Here is a 16,675-nt window from a genome sequence, read left to right as displayed (position 1 = left end):
ACTGGGCTTGAAGCATGTTCCCCTAGTTGCTGAGAACGTTGAAGAATGTACCCTAACCTTTTGAATTATGGAAGCATTTTTTCCAAAATTCCCGGCCCGATAAAGACTACTTCTTCAGCACCACCAATACATCCTCAAGCTCGACAATCATCTGCCGGATCAGCTGTTTGTACTGGGTAGTGTCGTCCTTGGCTTCATCGCCAGAGAGGCGCAGTCTCGCCCCGCCGATGGTGAAGCCCTGGTCGTACAACAGCGCGCGGATCTGGCGGATCATCAGCACGTCCTGGCGCTGGTAATACCGCCGGTTGCCGCGTCGCTTCACCGGGTTGAGTTGCGGGAATTCCTGCTCCCAGTAACGGAGCACATGCGGTTTTACCGCACAAAGCTCACTCACTTCACCGATGGTGAAGTAGCGTTTGCCTGGAATCGGCGGAAGCTCGTCGTTATGACTTGGTTCCAGCATAAGCCTCAACTCGGGCTTTCAACTTCTGCCCTGGACGAAAGGTGACGACTCGACGCGCCGTGATCGGGATCTCTTCCCCTGTCTTGGGGTTGCGGCCCGGCCGCTGGCGTTTGTCACGCAGGTCGAAATTGCCGAATCCGGACAATTTGACCTGCTCGTTGTCTTCTAGAGCGTGCCTGATTTCCTCAAAGAACAGTTCGACCAATTCCTTGGCCTCACGCTTGTTCAGGCCCAGCTCCTCGTACAGCCGTTCGGCCATCTCAGCTTTCGTCAGAGCACCCATACGCTATTTCCTTAACGTGGTGTTCAACCTTTGTTCGAGCGAGGTGAGGATGTTTTGGGTCGCGGTATTCACCTCTTCATCATTAAGAGTGCGCGATGGATGCTGCCAGGTCAAGCCAACGGCCAGGCTTTTTCTATCAGGATCAATGCCTTTACCCTGATAAACATCAAACAGCCTGAGGTCTGTCAGCCATTCGCCTGCATTGTCACGAATTACTTCAAGCACTGAGCTCGAAGCAACATCACGTCCTGCCACCAACGCCAGGTCACGACGCACTTCCGGGAATTTCGACAACTCGCTGAACTTCGGCAGGCGACCTTCGGCCACCTCACCCAGGACCAGCTCAAAGACGAAGACCGGACGATCCAGTCCCAAGGTCTTGGCCAACTCCGGGTGGATCGCACCCAGGTAGCCGACTTCGCGACCGTCACGCTCGATGCGGGCGGTCTGGCCTGGATGCAGTGCAGGGTGCTTGCCCGGTACGAAACTGAACTCGGCCAGCGAACCCGAGAAGCCCAACAGTGCTTCGACGTCAGCCTTCACATCGAAGAAGTCGATGGTGTCGCGACCGTTGGCCCAGCCTTCCGGCAGGCGACTGCCACACACCACACCAGCCAACATTGGCTGCTGCTGCAGGTTGCCCAACTGGCCGACAAAGCGCAGGCCGCTTTCGAACAGACGCACGCGGTCTTGCTGACGGTTGAGGTTGTGCTGCAGCGACTTGACCAGGCCCGGCCACAGGGAGGCACGCATGGCCGCCATGTCGCTGGAGATCGGGTTGGCCAGCAACAGCGGTTCTACGCCAGGGCTGAACAGTTCGAACAGTTTCGGGTCGATGAAGCTGTAGGTGATGGCTTCCTGATAGCCGCGGGCAACCAGCAGGCGGCGCAGGGCCGGCAGCTCGCCACGGGCTTCGGCCTTGGCCTGCGGGGCCAGGCGCGCTTGCGGGTATCGAACCGGCAGGCGGTTGTAACCGTAAAGGCGGGCCAGCTCTTCGATCAAGTCGACTTCCAGGCTGATGTCAAAGCGGTGGCTGGGTACTTCGACCTGCCACTGCCCTGCTTCACCGCTGGTTTTCAAGCCCAGCGCGTTGAGCAGGCGCTCGACTTCAGCAGTGTCCATGTTCATGCCGAGCATCTGGTTGATGCGCTCGGAACGCAGTGCCACCGGTGCAATCTGCGGCAAATGCTGCTCGCTGACGGTTTCGATAACCGGACCGGCGTCGCCACCGACGATGTCCAGCAGCAGGCCAGTGGCGCGCTCCATGGCTTCGCGGGCGAGCTGCGAGTCGACACCACGCTCGTAGCGGTGCGAAGCGTCGGTGTGCAGGCCATAGGAACGGGCCTTGCCAGCGACCGAAATTGGCTCGAAGAAGGCGCTTTCAAGGAAGATGTCGCGCGTGGTGGCAGAAACACCACTGTGCTCGCCCCCCATGACGCCGGCGATAGCCAGGGCGCGGGTATGGTCGGCGATCACCAGGGTATCGCTGCGCAGTGCTACTTCCTGACCATCAAGCAGGACGAGCTTCTCGCCCTCCTCGGCCATGCGTACGCGGATGCCACCGTTGATTTCGGCGAGATCGAACGCATGCAGCGGCTGGCCCAATTCGAGCATTACATAGTTGGTGATGTCGACGGCAGCATCAATGCTGCGGACGTCAGCGCGACGCAGGCGCTCAACCATCCACAACGGAGTCGGACGCGACAGGTCGACGTTGCGGATGACACGACCCAGGTAACGCGGGCACGCAGCCGGCGCCAAGACTTCGACTGGGCGCACTTCGTCATGCACGGCGGCAATGGCGGGAACTTGCGGACGAGTGACCCGCTCTGCGTACAGGGCGCCAACTTCACGGGCAAGGCCAGCCAGAGACAGGCAGTCGCCACGGTTCGGGGTCAGGTCGACCTCGATGCTGGCGTCGTCCAGGTCCAGGTATACGCGAATGTCTTCGCCAACCGGAGCGTCGGCAGCCAGCTCCAGCAGGCCGTCGTTCTCTTCGCTGATCTGTAGCTCGGCTGCCGAGCACAGCATGCCATTGGATTCAACGCCACGCAGCTTGGCTTTCTTGATTTTGAAGTCGCCCGGCAGTTCGGCACCGATCATGGCGAACGGGATCTTCAGGCCAGGGCGCACATTAGGCGCACCACACACTACCTGGAAGGTCTCGCCGCCGTTGCTGACCTGGCACACGCGCAGCTTGTCGGCGTCAGGGTGTTGCTCGGTGCTCAGCACCTCACCGACGACGATACCGGTGAACTGACCGGCAGCCGGGGTAACGCTGTCGACTTCAAGGCCGGCCATGGACAGACGGGCAACCAGCTCGTCTCGGGATACCTGCGGGTTTACCCAACCGCGCAGCCATTTTTCACTGAATTTCATCCTGCTCTCCTGAAAGTTTCGTTACGGGTGCGCGACCTAGCGAAATTGCGCAAGGAACCGCAAGTCGTTGTCGAAGAACAGACGCAAATCGTTGACACCGTAACGCAGCATGGCCAGGCGCTCGGCCCCCATGCCAAAGGCAAAGCCCTGGAACTCTTCAGGGTCGATGCCAGACATGCGCAGCACGTTCGGGTGAACCATGCCGCAGCCCATGACTTCCAGCCAGCCGGTCTGCTTGCAAACGCGGCAGCCTTTGCCGCTGCACATCACGCACTGGATGTCGACTTCAGCCGAAGGCTCGGTGAAAGGGAAGAAGGACGGACGGAAGCGAACCGCCAGTTCCTTTTCGAAGAACACCCGCAGGAATTCTTCGATGGTGCCTTTGAGGTCGGCGAAATTGATGTCGCGATCGATCAGCAGGCCTTCGACCTGGTGAAACATCGGCGAGTGGGTCAGGTCGGAGTCGCAACGATAGACGCGGCCCGGGCAGACAATGCGGATTGGCGGCTGGCTGGACTCCATGGTCCGTACCTGCACCGGCGAGGTGTGGGTGCGCAGCAGCATGTTGGCATTGAAATAGAAGGTGTCGTGCATTGCCCGAGCCGGATGGTGGCCGGGAATGTTGAGCGCTTCGAAGTTGTGGTAGTCGTCTTCGACCTCTGGGCCTTCGGCGATGCCGTAGCCGATATGAGTGAAGAACTGCTCGATGCGCTCCAGGGTGCGGGTGATCGGATGCAGGCCACCGGAGGTCTGGCCACGGCCCGGCAGGGTCACATCAATGCACTCGGCGGCCAGGCGGGCGCTAAGCTCGGCTTCTTCAAAAGCCGCCTTGCGCGCGTTGAGCACCTCGGTGACGCGCTCCTTGGCGTCGTTGATCAGCGCGCCAACCTTTGGCCGCTCTTCGGCAGGCATATTGCCCAGGGTCTTCATCACCTGGGTCAGCTCGCCTTTCTTGCCAAGGAATTGAACCCGGATCTGTTCCAGGGCATTGATGTCTTCAGCGCGTTCCACGGCCTCCAGGGCTTGGGAGACCAGCGCGTCCAGGTTTTCCATGTACAGACTCCAGATACAAAATAGGGGAAGAGCGCAGGCTCTTCCCCTATTAAGACGTTTAACACCCGGCGCCGGAAATGACGCCGGGTGATTGTCGGGGGTACTTAAGCCAGCGAGGCTTTAGCTTTCTCGACAATCGCAGCAAACGCCGCTTTTTCGTTCACTGCCAGATCAGCCAGAACCTTACGGTCGATTTCGATCGACGCTTTTTTCAGGCCAGCGATCAGGCGGCTGTAGGACAGACCGTTGATACGCGCACCAGCGTTGATACGAGCGATCCACAGAGCGCGGAACTGACGTTTTTTCTGACGACGGTCGCGGTAGGCGTATTGGCCTGCCTTGATGACCGCTTGCTTGGCAACACGGAAAACGCGCGAGCGTGCACCGTAGTAACCTTTAGCCAGTTTCAGAATTTTCTTGTGACGCTTACGAGCGATGACGCCACGCTTTACACGAGCCATGAGTAACTTCCTCTATCTTTGACCAAAAATTAACGAAGGCGCAGCATGCGCTCGACTTTTGCAACGTCCGACGCGTGCAGCAAGCTGCTACCGCGAAGTTGACGCTTACGCTTGGTCGACATTTTGGTCAGGATGTGGCTCTTGAAAGCGTGCTTGTGCTTGATGCCGTTAGCCGTTTTCAAGAAACGCTTGGCTGCACCGCTTTTGGTTTTCATTTTTGGCATGTTCGGATACTCCGCATTCAGTTGATAAACATAACCGCTAGGCCTGCCGTGCCCAGGTGGTTATTTCTTTTTCTTGGGGGCGATGACCATCAAAAGCTGGCGTCCTTCCATCTTAGGATGCTGTTCGACGGTCCCGTATTCGGCGAGATCAGCTTCGATCCGCTTCAACAGTTCCATACCCAGCTCCTGGTGGGCCATCTCACGACCACGGAATCTCAGAGAGATCTTGGTCTTGTCCCCATCACTAAGGAAACGTACCAGGTTGCGTAGTTTTACCTGGTAATCCCCTTCCTCCGTCCCTGGACGAAACTTGATTTCTTTGATCTGGATGATCTTCTGGTTCTTCTTCGCAGCGGCCTGTTGCTTCTTCTTTTCGAACAGGCTCTTGCCGTAGTCCAGGACTTTACAGACCGGAGGTACGGCATCAGCAGAGATTTCTACCAGATCCAGCTTCGCTTCTTCAGCGATACGAAGCGCTTCTTCAATCGAGACGATGCCCAACTGCTCGCCGTCAGCGCCAATTAACCGAACCTCACGTGCCGAGATATTCTCGTTGATCGGGGCTTTCGGTACAGCTCGTTTGTCTTGTCTCATATCACGCTTAATAGTAATTACTCCGAATCTTGGCGACCACGCCGGGAAACCGCTTGCGCGAGCAAGTCCGCGAATTGGGCGACGGGCATCGAGCCCAGGTCTGCACCTTCACGGGTACGCACAGCGACAGTTTGCGTTTCGACTTCCCGATCCCCGATAACCAGGAGATAAGGAACCTTGAGCAAGGTATGCTCGCGGATCTTAAAGCCAATTTTCTCATTTCTCAAGTCGGACTTGGCACGGAAACCGCTTTCGGCCAGAGTTTTTTCCACTTGCTGAGCAAATTCAGCCTGCTTGTCGGTGATATTCATGATCACCGCCTGGGTTGGCGCGAGCCAAGCCGGGAAGGCACCTTCGTAGTGCTCGATCAGAATTCCGACGAAACGCTCGAACGAACCGAGGATTGCGCGGTGCAACATCACTGGGTGCTTGCGACCGTTATCTTCGGAGACGAACTCTGCGCCCAGACGGATCGGCAGATTGAAGTCGAGCTGCAGGGTACCACACTGCCACACGCGGCCCAGGCAATCCTTGAGCGAGAACTCGATCTTCGGACCATAGAAGGCGCCCTCACCCGGCTGCAGGTCGTACGGCAGGCCGGCGCTGTCGAGTGCAGAGGCCAAAGCGGCCTCGGCGCGGTCCCACAGCTCATCGGAACCCACACGCTTCTCAGGGCGGGTGGAGAGCTTCATTTCGATGTCTTTGAAGCCGAAGTCGGCGTAGACATCCATGGTCAGCTTGATGAAGGCCGCGGACTCGGATTGCATTTGTTCTTCGGTACAGAAGATATGCGCGTCATCCTGGGTAAAACCACGCACCCGCATGATGCCGTGCAGCGCACCGGATGGCTCATTACGGTGGCAGGCACCGAACTCGGCCAGACGCAGCGGCAGCTCGCGATAGCTCTTCAGGCCCTGGTTGAACACCTGCACGTGGCAAGGGCAGTTCATCGGCTTGATGGCGTAGTCACGGTTTTCCGACTGAGTGGTGAACATGTTGTCGGCATAGTTGGCCCAGTGACCGGATTTCTCCCACAGGGAGCGGTCGACCACTTGCGGGGTCTTGATTTCCTGGTAGCCGTTGTCACGCTGCACCTTGCGCATGTACTGCTCAAGCACCTGGTACAGGGTCCAGCCGTTAGGGTGCCAGAACACCATGCCCGGCGCTTCTTCCTGGAGGTGGAACAGGCCCAGGCGCTTGCCGATTTTACGGTGGTCGCGTTTTTCCGCCTCTTCAATGCGCTGAATGTAGGCAGCCAGCTGCTTCTTGTCGGCCCAAGCGGTGCCGTAGACGCGCTGCAGCTGCTCGTTCTTGGCATCGCCGCGCCAATAGGCGCCCGACAACTTGGTCAGCTTGAAGGATTTGAGGAAGCGTGTGTTCGGCACGTGCGGGCCACGGCACATGTCGACATATTCTTCGTGGTAGTACAGGCCCATGGCCTGCTCATCCGGCATGTCTTCGACCAGGCGCAGCTTGTAGTCTTCGCCGCGGGCCTTGAACACTTCGATCACCTCGGCGCGCGGGGTGACCTTCTTGATGACATCGTAATCGGTGTCGATCAGCTGCTGCATGCGCTGCTCGATGGCCGCCATGTCGTCAGGCGTGAAAGGACGTTCGTAGGCGATGTCGTAATAGAAGCCTTCGTCAATGACCGGGCCGATGACCATCTTGGCGGTCGGGTACAGCTGTTTGACGGCGTGGCCGACCAAGTGAGCGCACGAGTGACGGATGATCTCCAGCCCCTCTTCGTCCTTGGGCGTGATGATTTGCAGAGTGGCATCGTGTTCGATCAGGTCGCAGGCATCGACCAGCTTGCCATCGACTTTACCGGCGACGGTGGCCTTGGCCAGGCCGGCACCGATGGATGCGGCGACTTCGGCTACGGATACGGCCTTGTCGAACGAACGTTGACTGCCATCGGGAAGAGTAATAATGGGCATGGCGCCTCCTCTCCTAGTGGTGACCCCTACCAAAGGTCACGTGGGTTGGGATGAGCCAGTACGCGATCCGCCCCTGTCCTTGCCTAAGCAAAGCCTGCCTCACAGTGGCAGAAGCCCGAGAGCCTGCCAGGGAACGAACCAGAGTGACTGGAAGTGGGTAAACAATTGAGTGGGGAGTTTCAAGCTGCAAGCGCCAAGAAAAAGCGTGCGGCAATCCCGAGCTGGGCATGCTAGCACAAAGCTTTGCGGCGATTGGCGCCTGGGCAGAAATATTCGGAAATTACGCCTTTGGGGTGAACTTGCGCGGATTTTTTCCGCTCAGAGTTTGTGAAGCGTCCTACTCTTGTGAGACTCGACCCCAAGGAGTGTTTGGTTATGCGACTTCAGTCTCTTCTGGCCCTGGCGGCTGCTTCTGCCCTGCTACTGCCGCTGGGGGCCCATGCCGGAAAGCTACCTGCAGGCTACCAGGCCAATTGCGTTGCCCAGGCGCAACAACAAGGCGTGGCAAAAACCGCGGCCGAACAGCACTGCACTTGCGCGGGCAAAGTGATCGAAAAGGAGTTCAGCGATGCTGAAATCAAGGACCTGGACAGCCGGGACGGCATCGACGCCAGCACAATGAAGCGCGCACAAGAAAAAGTTGCAGCCGCCTGCGCCCCGAAAAAATAGGCGTTTGGCCAGGTAATCCATCGCAAATTTGCTCCAGATCAGCAATCTGCGAAGGTAAAAGGGGCTACAAGCCCATAATTAGACTATGATGGTCGGCGTGCACCCTGTTGGCCTCGGCAACACCGCACTACTGAAAATCATGTTTCCTGGAGATACACCCATGTCTAATCGCCAAACCGGCACCGTAAAATGGTTCAACGATGAGAAAGGCTTCGGCTTCATCACTCCACAAGGTGGCGGCGACGACCTGTTCGTTCACTTCAAGGCTATCGAAACCGACGGTTTCAAAAGCCTGAAGGAAGGCCAGACCGTTTCCTTCGTTGCCGAAAAAGGCCAGAAGGGCATGCAGGCTGCACAAGTTCGTCCAGAGTAAGATCTGACGAATAAAAAAACCCGTCCATGTGACGGGTTTTTTTGTGCCTGTAGGCGCGGGCTTGTCTTGCGATCGCGATCGCAAGACAAGCCATAAAGGTCGGATTCAGCCGCAGTTGACGCGAGTGACAACGCCCTGGGCATCGGTATTCAGATTCAAACGCTCGGAACGGTACTCCAGCGTCATGACATCATGAGGTCCAATGGCGCGAGCCAGTTGCGAACCGCTGGCCTTGCGGGCCTGCTCCACCAGCTGGGGGGTCACCTGCTTGCCGACGGCGAACCCGGCACCACTGGCCTGGCAACGGCCGTCAGTGTTCGCAGCCACAGGCTCAGTCGTCTTCGACGAAGAACCGTCTGTGCTGCAACCGGCCAGAGCGGCAACCGCCAACAGGCTCATCAATGATGCACGGAACATGAATCCTCCTTTGAATTACAGAATGCTGTCCATCTGACAGCCTCGCTGGTTTTTCGTTGCAAAACCCGTCAAGTCTGCCTGAGCCAGCGCGCTCAAGGAAAAACCGAATCGTCACGGGATTTTGCGCAAGACCTCTCTGTCTTCAGTAAAGGTCGATGTAATCGCTCGCAGGTTTGGGCCAGTTATTCTTCAAGGCATTGAATACCTGCAACACCCAGCGCTCGTCTGCCGCGGCCTGCGCACCGACGCAACCGGATCCCGCTGCCCAGGTTTCCAGACGAAAGGCCAGCCCTTCGAGCTCACGACCACCCACCACCTGGGAAAGCCAGGCAATACCCCCGCGGTTGACCCGCAACTGGTTGTGCTGGGCGTTGTTGCCTGCGGCAAGCATGCTGCGCACGGCCTCAAGGGTGAGCTGTTCGGGGTTGTTCAAATCGATCTGCACAGCGCGCTTCCGACAAACTGGAAACCGTTAGTTTGCCACGGCCCCTGCTCTTATGCCTAAGTCGCAGTGCCTTGCAGCGCCTTGACATGATTAACTGCACTCCTTGGGCAATGGCAGCTTGGCCTTGCTCTTCAATCGCCAGGGCCCGGCGTTTGAACCCACAGTGCGCGCAGTTTTTATCCGGAAACGTTCATGACAAGCCACACCATCGATGCCGACATCAAGGTCAAATGGCCCGAAGGCCAGAGCGCCTATAGCCCCGCCAGCGCCGAAGAGCTGATGCTGATTGCCGTCGACCTGCTGGTCAAAGACCTTGGTAACGAAGCCGCGCGCAGCTTCGTCGACCAGGTCTTCGAGCGCTACGCACACACTACGCCAGACGCCCAAGCCGCGTACTGAGCAGATCGAAAAAGCCCTGGGCATCGGCACTGTTGATCCACATCACATTCGCCGGTTGCCCCAGTGCGTCATGCCAGTCGGCAATGGTCTGGCCATAGGTCGGACCTTCGCGGCTGTCGACCTGCATATGGATCTGTCGCCCGGAAAACAGCTCAGGCTTGAGCAGGTAGGCGATCATGCTGGCGTCATGTACAGGGCCGCCGGGTAGGCCGTAGCGCGCCATGTCGGCGGTAACGTAGGCATCGAGGATATCCACCACCCGCGCGCTGGCCGCATTGCCCACGGCGGCCAGCTGCTGAAGTCGCGCCTCGCTGGTCAGCACCTTGTGGGTGACGTCCAGCGGCAGGTATGTCAACTTCACGCCACTGCTGAGCACCACTTCTGCCGCCTCAGGGTCGGCGAACACGTTGAATTCGGCCACCGGCGTAATATTGCCGCCATTGAAGTGCGTGCCGCCCATTACCACCACGTCCTTGATACCCCGGGCAATCTCCGGCGCCTGGATCAGTGCCAGCGCGAGATTGGTCTGCGGACCGAGCATGGCCACTGTGATACTGCGCGACTCGGCATTGCCGAGCATGTCGATCAGGTACTGCACCGCGCCGCCTGCAGCCAGGCCCAGCCTGGGCTCGTACACTGCAACACCCGGCACGCCCTCTTCGCCATGGATATCGGCCGCGTACACAGGGGCGCGCAACAACGGCCTGGAGGCTCCGGCATATACCGGGATGTCTTCGCGCCCTCCCCACTCCCTGGCCAGGCACGCATTACGCGAAGTCTTGCCCAGGCGCACGTTGCCGGCCACGGTTGTAATGGCGAGGATGTTCAGCTCATCGGGTGATGCCATGGCCAGTAGCAACGCCACCACATCGTCAGCACCCGGGTCGGTATCAATGATCAATTGGATCGGGGCAACCTGGGCGGACTTGGCCGTCAACAGGGACATCAGCAGCACTCCTTGGAGCAAACGATTGGCGAATACACCTAAAAGATCACACCTGCGATCAAGGCGATGTTGCTGTACGGCTTGCATTCACCGGTGCGCACCACAGCGCGGGCGCCACGACTGAGCTGCTTGAATTCGGCATGACTGAGCAGGTTGCGGACGCCGAGCTGGCCATGGGCAAAACATTGTTCAATGGTGGTCAGGGCGGGGGGATTGGCCTTGAACAGCTCATCGGCCAGCACGTGGCTTTCAACCTGCATTTCGCTGAGTACGGCACGCAAGGTACTGGCAAAGTCCGGGATGCCAGGCGTCAAGGCCAGGTCGATCAGCTCGACGCCGGGTGGCACCGGCAAACCGGCGTCGCCGATCACCAGGATGTCACCATGACCGAGGGAGGCTACAACCCTGGACAGGGCTATGTTGAGCAAGGCGGTCTTTTTCATGACTGCAACTCGACCAGATAGGGGATCGAAGGCTGGGCGCCAGCGCGAGTGACCGACACCGCCGCCGCGCGCTGGCCGAACGCGATAGCCTCGCCATCTTCCATGCCCCGCGCCAGGGCTGCAGCAAAGCCACCAACGAAGGTGTCGCCAGCGGCCGTGGTGTCCAGCGGCTGGACCACCGGCGCCGGAAAGTGGCGCATGCCCTGAGCACTGGCAAACAATGCGCCCTGGGCGCCAAGGGTGACAATCACGTTTTTCACCCCCAGGTTGCGCAGATGGCTGGCCGCCACCTCGGCGCCGGTCAGGTCAACTACTGGCAGGCCGGTCAGTGCCTGGGCTTCGCTCTCGTTCGGGATCAGGTAATCGATAGCGTCGTACCAGTGTTGAGGCAAGGGGCCGGTGCATGGCGCCGGGTTGAGGATCACCGTCTTGCCCAGCGCACGACCGCGCGCCAGGGTGTAGGCGACCGTCGCTGGCGGCACTTCCAGCTGGCAGATGATCACCTCGGCACCTTGCAGCAACTGGTCGAAAGCCTGCACCGACTCAGGCAGCAACTGGCCATTGCCACCGGGAATGATGACGATGGAATTCTGACTGCTGGCATCCACGACAATCAGCGCCAGGCCACTGGAGACCCCAGCGCACACGCCCACTCCCTGGCAGTCAATCTGCTCATCGAGCAGCGCCTGGCGCAGGTGCTGGCCATAGGCATCGTCACCCACCTTCCCGATCATCGCCACCGGCGCCCCCAGTCGCGCCGCGGCCACTGCCTGGTTGGCGCCCTTGCCGCCAGGGACGGTGGCGAAGGATTCGCCCGCCAGGGTCTCGCCCGCGCGCGGCAGCCGCTGGGCGCGGGCCACCAGGTCCATGTTCAGGCTGCCGACCACCACTACCTTGGCTTGCATGTTCGTGTTGCTCTCAGCGGTAATCATTGAAAAGGTCCGGACGCGGCGCAGTCGACTCGCGCAATACGATCTTTGGTGCAACGATGCGCTGCTCTGGCGCACCGCGCAGCGGCTGGGCGATGCGTGACAGCAACAAAGCCGCGGCACTTTCGCCCAACTCGCGAATCGACTGCCCCACCGTAGTAAGCGCAGGAAACACATAGCGACTGAGCTGGATGTCATCGAAGCCGATCACCGACAGCTCGCTCGGCACACAGATGTTGCGCTCGGCTGCCGCGCGCAGCACGCCGATGCCGATCATGTCGTTGCCGGCAAATATCGCCGTCGGGTGCTGGCCCTCCAGCAACCGCGCCGCCGCGGCGTAACCGCCCAGGCTGGTGAAGTCACTGCTGAGAATACGCTCTGGCGCCACCGTCACCCGGGCTTCAGCCAGGGCACGCTCGAACCCCGCGAGGCGCAGCTGGGCGACGCTGGTGTTGTCCGGGCCGCCAATGCAGGCGATATCGCGATGCCCCAGGTCCAGCAGGTGGCGAGTGGCAAGGTAGGCGCCCTGCTCATGGTCGATTCGTACGATGTCGGCCTCAACCCCCTCCAGCGCCCGGTCGACGATCACCATGGGCGTACGCACCGCAGCAAGGCTGTCGAGCAAATCGCTGTCTTCGCCCACCGAGGCAACGATCAGGCCGTCGATGCGCTTTTCCAACAGCACGCGCAGGTAGCTGCGCTGTTTTTGCGGGTTATCGTCGGAGTTGCACAGGATCACACAGTACCCCTTGCGCTCGCAGCCGTCCTCGATGCCTCGGGCCAGCTCGGCGAAGTACGGGTTGACGCTGTTGGGCACCAGCAAGCCGATGGTGGCAGTGCTTCGCGCCTTGAGCGAGCGCGCCACGGCGCTGGGCACATAGTCGAGCTCAGCGATGGCGGCTTCCACTTTCAGGCGCACCTGTTCGCTGACCGGCCGAGTCTTGTTCAATACATGGGACACGGTGGTGTAGGAAATCCCCGCCAGTGCCGCGACATCTTTGATCGTTGCCATTGTTCAATTCCGCCGGCTAGCACGCCGGCTACGGTAGGTGTCGAGGACCACGGCGATCACGATGACCGCCCCAGTGATAATTCGTTTGGTGGGCTCCGAAGCGCCGATCTGCGCCAGCCCTGCGGCCAGCACCGAAATAATCAACACGCCGAAAAAGGTGCTGATCACCGAGCCGCGCCCGCCCATCAGGCTGGTGCCACCGATGACCACGGCGGCGATCACCTGCAGCTCAAGGCCGGAACCTGCGTTGGGGTCAGCTGCCTCCAAGCGGGAAATCTGGAACAGCGCCGCGAGCCCGGCGAGCATCCCCATCAGCGAGAACACCAGGACCTTGTACGGGCGCGGATCGATACCGGCCAGGCGCACTGCCTCTTCGTTGGTGCCAATGCCGATCAGGTAGCGGCCGAACACGGTGCGGGTCAACACCAACTGGGCGAGGACAATGACCAGCAAGGCGATAATGAATGACGGCGACACGCCGAATGCCAGTGGGTTGGAGAGCCAGGCGAAGGCGTCTCCGATATAGGCGGTACGCGAATCGGTCAGTTGATACGCCACGCCCCGCGCCATTTCCAGCACACCCAGCGAAACGATGAACGAGGGAATCCGCCAGGCCACCGTAATTGCCCCGGTGACGCTTCCGGCCAATGTCGCCACGCCCATGCCCAGCAAGGCCGCCGGCAATACGCTCCAGCCCCAGCCCAGTATCGCCATACTGACCGCCGACGCCGCCAGGGCCAGCACTGAACCTACCGACAGATCGATGCCTCCGATGATCAGGACGAAGGTCATGCCCACCGCCAGCACCATCAGGTCGGGAATCTGGTTGGCCAGGGTGCTGAAGGTGCCATAGGAAAGAAAGTGATCGCTCAACAGCGAGAACAGTACGATCATGGCCAGCAATGCGCCGGCCAGGCCCAGGTAGGTACCCAGGCCATAGCAGGTACCGCTGCGCTTGTCGCGAGGGGCGGTGGTGTCCGGTACAGTGGTTTTCATAGGGCCGTCCTGGGTGCTGCATCGTGCAGCAGCGCATCTTGTTTTTCATAGCCGGCGAACGCCGCGGCCAGGAGTTGGTCCTGGGTCCAGTGCTCGCGCTCGAAGGTGTCGACCAGGCGCCCGGCGCTGAGTACGCCAATGCGGTCGCAGATCAGCATTAGCTCGCGCAGGTCACTGGAGACCACCACCAGCGCCTTGCCCTGGCGCGCCAGTTCGGCGAGCAGGCCGTAGATATCGAACTTGGCGCCAACATCAATGCCGCGGGTCGGCTCATCGAACAGCAACACGCTGCAGTCGCGCTCAAGCCAGCGGCCGATGACTACCTTCTGCTGGTTGCCACCGGACAGCTCCCCCACCACCTGGTCCGGGCTGGAGCTGCGAATGCGCATGGCGCTGATTTGCCGTTGGGCAAGCGCTCGCTCGGCGGCGCCGTCAAGCACCCCAGCGCGGGAAATCGCCGGCAGGTTGCCCAGGGCGATATTGGCGCTGATCGATTGCGATAACAGCAACCCCTCACCCTTGCGGTCTTCGGTGATCAAGGCGATGCCTTCACGCACGGCCAACTTCGGCGAGTGGATCTGTACCGGGCGCAAGGGGCTGCCCAGTTCAATACTGCCGCTGTCGGCTCGATCAGCACCATAAATCAGGCGCAGCAGCTCAGTGCGCCCGGCTCCGATCAGTCCCGAGAGGCCAAAAATCTCACCCCTGCGCACCTCAAAGGACACATCGCGAACCTTGTCGGCCCGACTCAGCCCATTGACCTTGAGGAGCGGCGCGCCAATCTGGCGCTGGCCCAGATCGATATGCTCGGCGAGTTCGCGACCCACCATCAGGTTGACCAGTTGCGCACTGCTGTAGCGCTCCATGGGCTCGACACACACCAGTTTGCCGTCGCGCAGCACGGCAATGCGCTGGGCGATACGCTTGAGCTCTTCAAGGCGGTGAGAGATGTAGACGATAGCCACGCCCCGCTGCTGCAGGCGCTCGATCTGGGTGAACAGCAACTCGACTTCGCGCGCGGTGAGCATGGCCGTCGGCTCATCGAAGATCAGCACACGGCAGTCGCCAACCAGATTGCGGGCAATTTCCACCATTTGCTGACGGCCGATACCCAGCTCGCCAACCGGCGTATCCGGGTCGATGGCCTCCAAGCCAACCTGAGCCATGGCTTGCTGGGCCATTTGGCGCAAGCACCTGCGGTTGATCCAGCCAGCACGACTGGGCAGGTTGTCGAGAAACAGGTTCTCGGCCACGCTCAGGGTCGGCAGCAGGTTGAGTTCCTGCATGACCATGCGCACACCCGCGTGCTCGGCGGCCGCGCGACTGCCCGGTCGGTAGGGCTGCCCCAGAAAATGCATCTGCCCGGTGCTGGGCACTTCAAGGCCGCCGATGATCTTGGAAAGGGTGCTCTTGCCCGCTCCGTTCTCGCCGGTGAGCGCCAGCACCTCGCCGCGATACAGGCTCAAGTCGATATCGCCCAGCACGGGCTGGGCGTAGGTCTTGCCGATTGCGCTGACTGAAAGTACAACATCCGCCGTCGCTGACATTGCCGATTCTCCTGGCGCCTGCCCTGTGGGGCAGGCGCACATTGTGCGACTACGGCTGGGTGACCAGCTCGACCGGGGTCTGAATGACGTTGTCCGAATCCACTTCAGGCTTTTCGCCCTTTAGCATCTTCAGTGCCGCCTCGATGCCGAACACTGCCTGTTTGGCCGCGTACTGATCGGCCGTGGCGAGCACGCGACCGTCCTTGAGCATCGGCTTGATCGCATTGATGTTGTCATAGCCGACCACCTGCACCTGGCCGGCCTTGCCCGCCGCCCGCACTGCCGACACCGCCCCCAGGGCCATGCTGTCGTTACCGGCCAGCAACGCCTTGATATCCGGGTGCGCATTGAGCATCGAGGCGGCAACTGCGTTGCCTTTGGCAATTTCCCAGTCACCCGACTGCACCGAGACCACCTTCATCTGCGCCGCTTCCATTGCATCCTTGAAGCCTGCGGTGCGCTGCTGGGCGTTGGTGGTGGTGGAGACACCCTCGATAATACCTACCTGGTCACCGGCCTTGAGTTTCTCCTTGGCCAGGTACTCACCCACCAGACGTGCGCCCTTGCGGTTATCGGGACCGACGAAAGGCACGCTGAGGTTTTTGCTCTTGAGCACCTCCGGGTCCAGGCGGTTGTCGATATTGACCACGGTGATGCCAGCATCCATGGCCTTTTTCACCACCGACACCAGGGCCTTTGAATCGGCAGGCGCGATGACCAGGGCATTGACCCCGGAAACGATCATCTGCTCGACGATACGAATCTGGTTGCTTGAGTCGGTCTCGTCCTTGATGCCGTTGGAGATCAGCGCGAAGTCACCTGCATGGGCTTTCTGGTAGGCCTTGGCACCGTCTTCCATCGTCAGGAAGAACTCGTTAGCGAGCGACTTCATTACCAGTGCAACCTTGGGCTTTTCATCAGCCAGGGCCTGGGACAAGGGTGCGGCAAGGGTAAACGTCGAGAGTACGGCGACAGCCAGCAGGCGCCCTGGGAACGGCAGCTTCATGGGTTTACTCCGGATCTTGTGATTTTTATCGGGTCGCAAACGTTTGCGTTAGCTCACTATGGAAATGTAACCAAACTTTGTCAAATCCGCTGCCGA

20 protein-coding genes are annotated in these 16,675 nt (G+C 60.1%); 3 read left to right on the top strand and 17 right to left on the bottom strand.

Translation table 11 applies throughout. From position 1 onward, the window contains the following. Positions 1–106: 106 nt before the first annotated feature. The 8 genes from H621_RS0101530 to thrS all read right to left on the bottom strand — a co-directional run bounded on the left by H621_RS0101530 (position 107) and on the right by thrS (position 7,397). Entirely contained in the window at positions 107–463 is a 357-nt protein-coding gene (locus tag H621_RS0101530) for a MerR family transcriptional regulator (protein WP_010222411.1), read from the bottom strand. Next, positions 444–746: an integration host factor subunit alpha gene (ihfA, locus tag H621_RS0101525; RefSeq protein WP_002553164.1), complete on the bottom strand. Its 303-nt coding sequence runs from the start codon at positions 744–746 to the stop codon at positions 444–446. The genes H621_RS0101530 and ihfA overlap by 20 nt, the downstream gene beginning before the upstream one ends. Positions 747–749: 3 nt before the next feature. Beyond that, a complete protein-coding gene (gene pheT, locus H621_RS0101520) occupies positions 750–3,125 on the bottom strand; it encodes a phenylalanine--tRNA ligase subunit beta (protein WP_028941673.1) in 2,376 nt (791 codons plus the stop codon). 36 nt (positions 3,126–3,161) lie between these two features. Continuing rightward, entirely contained in the window at positions 3,162–4,178 is a 1,017-nt protein-coding gene (gene pheS, locus H621_RS0101515; RefSeq protein ID WP_028941672.1) for a phenylalanine--tRNA ligase subunit alpha, read from the bottom strand. A 104-nt stretch (positions 4,179–4,282) separates the two neighbouring features. After that, positions 4,283–4,639, bottom strand: coding sequence for a 50S ribosomal protein L20 (gene rplT / locus H621_RS0101510; protein WP_010222414.1), 357 nt, complete (start codon positions 4,637–4,639; stop codon positions 4,283–4,285). Between the two features lie 29 nt (positions 4,640–4,668). Further along, positions 4,669–4,863, bottom strand: a complete 195-nt coding sequence (gene rpmI, locus H621_RS0101505) for a 50S ribosomal protein L35 (RefSeq protein WP_027620572.1) — start codon at positions 4,861–4,863, stop codon at positions 4,669–4,671. Between the two features lie 60 nt (positions 4,864–4,923). Next, on the bottom strand, positions 4,924–5,475 hold the full coding sequence (infC, locus tag H621_RS0101500) for a translation initiation factor IF-3 (protein ID WP_174446961.1): 552 nt from the start codon (positions 5,473–5,475) through the stop codon (positions 4,924–4,926). Then, positions 5,475–7,397, bottom strand: a complete 1,923-nt coding sequence (gene thrS, locus H621_RS0101495; RefSeq protein ID WP_028941670.1) for a threonine--tRNA ligase — start codon at positions 7,395–7,397, stop codon at positions 5,475–5,477. The genes infC and thrS overlap by 1 nt, the downstream gene beginning before the upstream one ends. 375 nt (positions 7,398–7,772) lie before the next feature. Here thrS and H621_RS0101490 point away from each other — a divergent pair, with 375 nt between their 5' ends. Both H621_RS0101490 and H621_RS0101485 read left to right on the top strand, forming a co-directional pair. Then, positions 7,773–8,066: a hypothetical protein gene (locus H621_RS0101490; protein ID WP_028941669.1), complete on the top strand. Its 294-nt coding sequence runs from the start codon at positions 7,773–7,775 to the stop codon at positions 8,064–8,066. A 160-nt stretch (positions 8,067–8,226) separates the two neighbouring features. Beyond that, positions 8,227–8,439 (top strand): cold-shock protein, encoded by a 213-nt coding sequence (locus tag H621_RS0101485; RefSeq protein ID WP_007956027.1) that lies wholly within the window; start codon positions 8,227–8,229, stop codon positions 8,437–8,439. A gap of 105 nt (positions 8,440–8,544) precedes the next feature. Here H621_RS0101485 and H621_RS0101480 read toward each other — a convergent pair whose 3' ends face one another. Together H621_RS0101480 and H621_RS0101475 are read right to left on the bottom strand one after the other, a co-directional pair. Further along, positions 8,545–8,856, bottom strand: a complete 312-nt coding sequence (locus H621_RS0101480; RefSeq protein WP_028941668.1) for an I78 family peptidase inhibitor — start codon at positions 8,854–8,856, stop codon at positions 8,545–8,547. Between the two features lie 142 nt (positions 8,857–8,998). Then, entirely contained in the window at positions 8,999–9,301 is a 303-nt protein-coding gene (locus H621_RS0101475) for a hypothetical protein (RefSeq protein ID WP_028941667.1), read from the bottom strand. A 192-nt stretch (positions 9,302–9,493) separates the two neighbouring features. Between H621_RS0101475 and H621_RS0101470 the strand changes: the two genes are divergently transcribed. Beyond that, complete coding sequence (locus H621_RS0101470) at positions 9,494–9,700, top strand: hypothetical protein (protein WP_028941666.1); 207 nt, start codon at positions 9,494–9,496, stop codon at positions 9,698–9,700. Here the strand turns inward: H621_RS0101470 and H621_RS0101465 are convergent. The 7 genes from H621_RS0101465 to H621_RS0101435 are packed head-to-tail and all read right to left on the bottom strand — an operon-like array spanning position 9,672 to position 16,579. Continuing rightward, on the bottom strand, positions 9,672–10,646 hold the full coding sequence (locus tag H621_RS0101465) for a nucleoside hydrolase (RefSeq protein ID WP_028941665.1): 975 nt from the start codon (positions 10,644–10,646) through the stop codon (positions 9,672–9,674). The two genes, H621_RS0101470 and H621_RS0101465, sit on opposite strands and share 29 nt — an antisense overlap. 38 nt (positions 10,647–10,684) lie before the next feature. After that, positions 10,685–11,089 carry a D-ribose pyranase gene (gene rbsD, locus H621_RS0101460; protein ID WP_028941664.1) on the bottom strand — a complete coding sequence of 135 codons (405 nt, stop codon included), beginning with the start codon at positions 11,087–11,089 and terminating at the stop codon, positions 10,685–10,687. After that, a complete protein-coding gene (gene rbsK / locus H621_RS0101455) occupies positions 11,086–11,994 on the bottom strand; it encodes a ribokinase (RefSeq protein ID WP_028941663.1) in 909 nt (302 codons plus the stop codon). The genes rbsD and rbsK overlap by 4 nt, the downstream gene beginning before the upstream one ends. Before the next feature lie 13 nt (positions 11,995–12,007). Continuing rightward, positions 12,008–13,030 carry a LacI family DNA-binding transcriptional regulator gene (locus H621_RS0101450; RefSeq protein ID WP_028941662.1) on the bottom strand — a complete coding sequence of 341 codons (1,023 nt, stop codon included), beginning with the start codon at positions 13,028–13,030 and terminating at the stop codon, positions 12,008–12,010. A 3-nt stretch (positions 13,031–13,033) separates the two neighbouring features. After that, positions 13,034–14,026, bottom strand: coding sequence for an ABC transporter permease (locus tag H621_RS0101445; RefSeq protein WP_028941661.1), 993 nt, complete (start codon positions 14,024–14,026; stop codon positions 13,034–13,036). Further along, positions 14,023–15,573 carry a sugar ABC transporter ATP-binding protein gene (locus H621_RS0101440; protein WP_028941660.1) on the bottom strand — a complete coding sequence of 517 codons (1,551 nt, stop codon included), beginning with the start codon at positions 15,571–15,573 and terminating at the stop codon, positions 14,023–14,025. The genes H621_RS0101445 and H621_RS0101440 overlap by 4 nt, the downstream gene beginning before the upstream one ends. Positions 15,574–15,622: 49 nt before the next feature. Beyond that, positions 15,623–16,579: a sugar ABC transporter substrate-binding protein gene (locus H621_RS0101435; protein WP_028941659.1), complete on the bottom strand. Its 957-nt coding sequence runs from the start codon at positions 16,577–16,579 to the stop codon at positions 15,623–15,625. Between the last annotated feature and the right edge of the window lie 96 nt (positions 16,580–16,675).

The sequence above is a fragment of the Pseudomonas vranovensis DSM 16006 genome (assembly GCF_000425805.1).
GTDB lineage: Bacteria > Pseudomonadota > Gammaproteobacteria > Pseudomonadales > Pseudomonadaceae > Aquipseudomonas > Aquipseudomonas vranovensis.
This window is presented reverse-complemented; position numbering and strand designations above follow the sequence as displayed.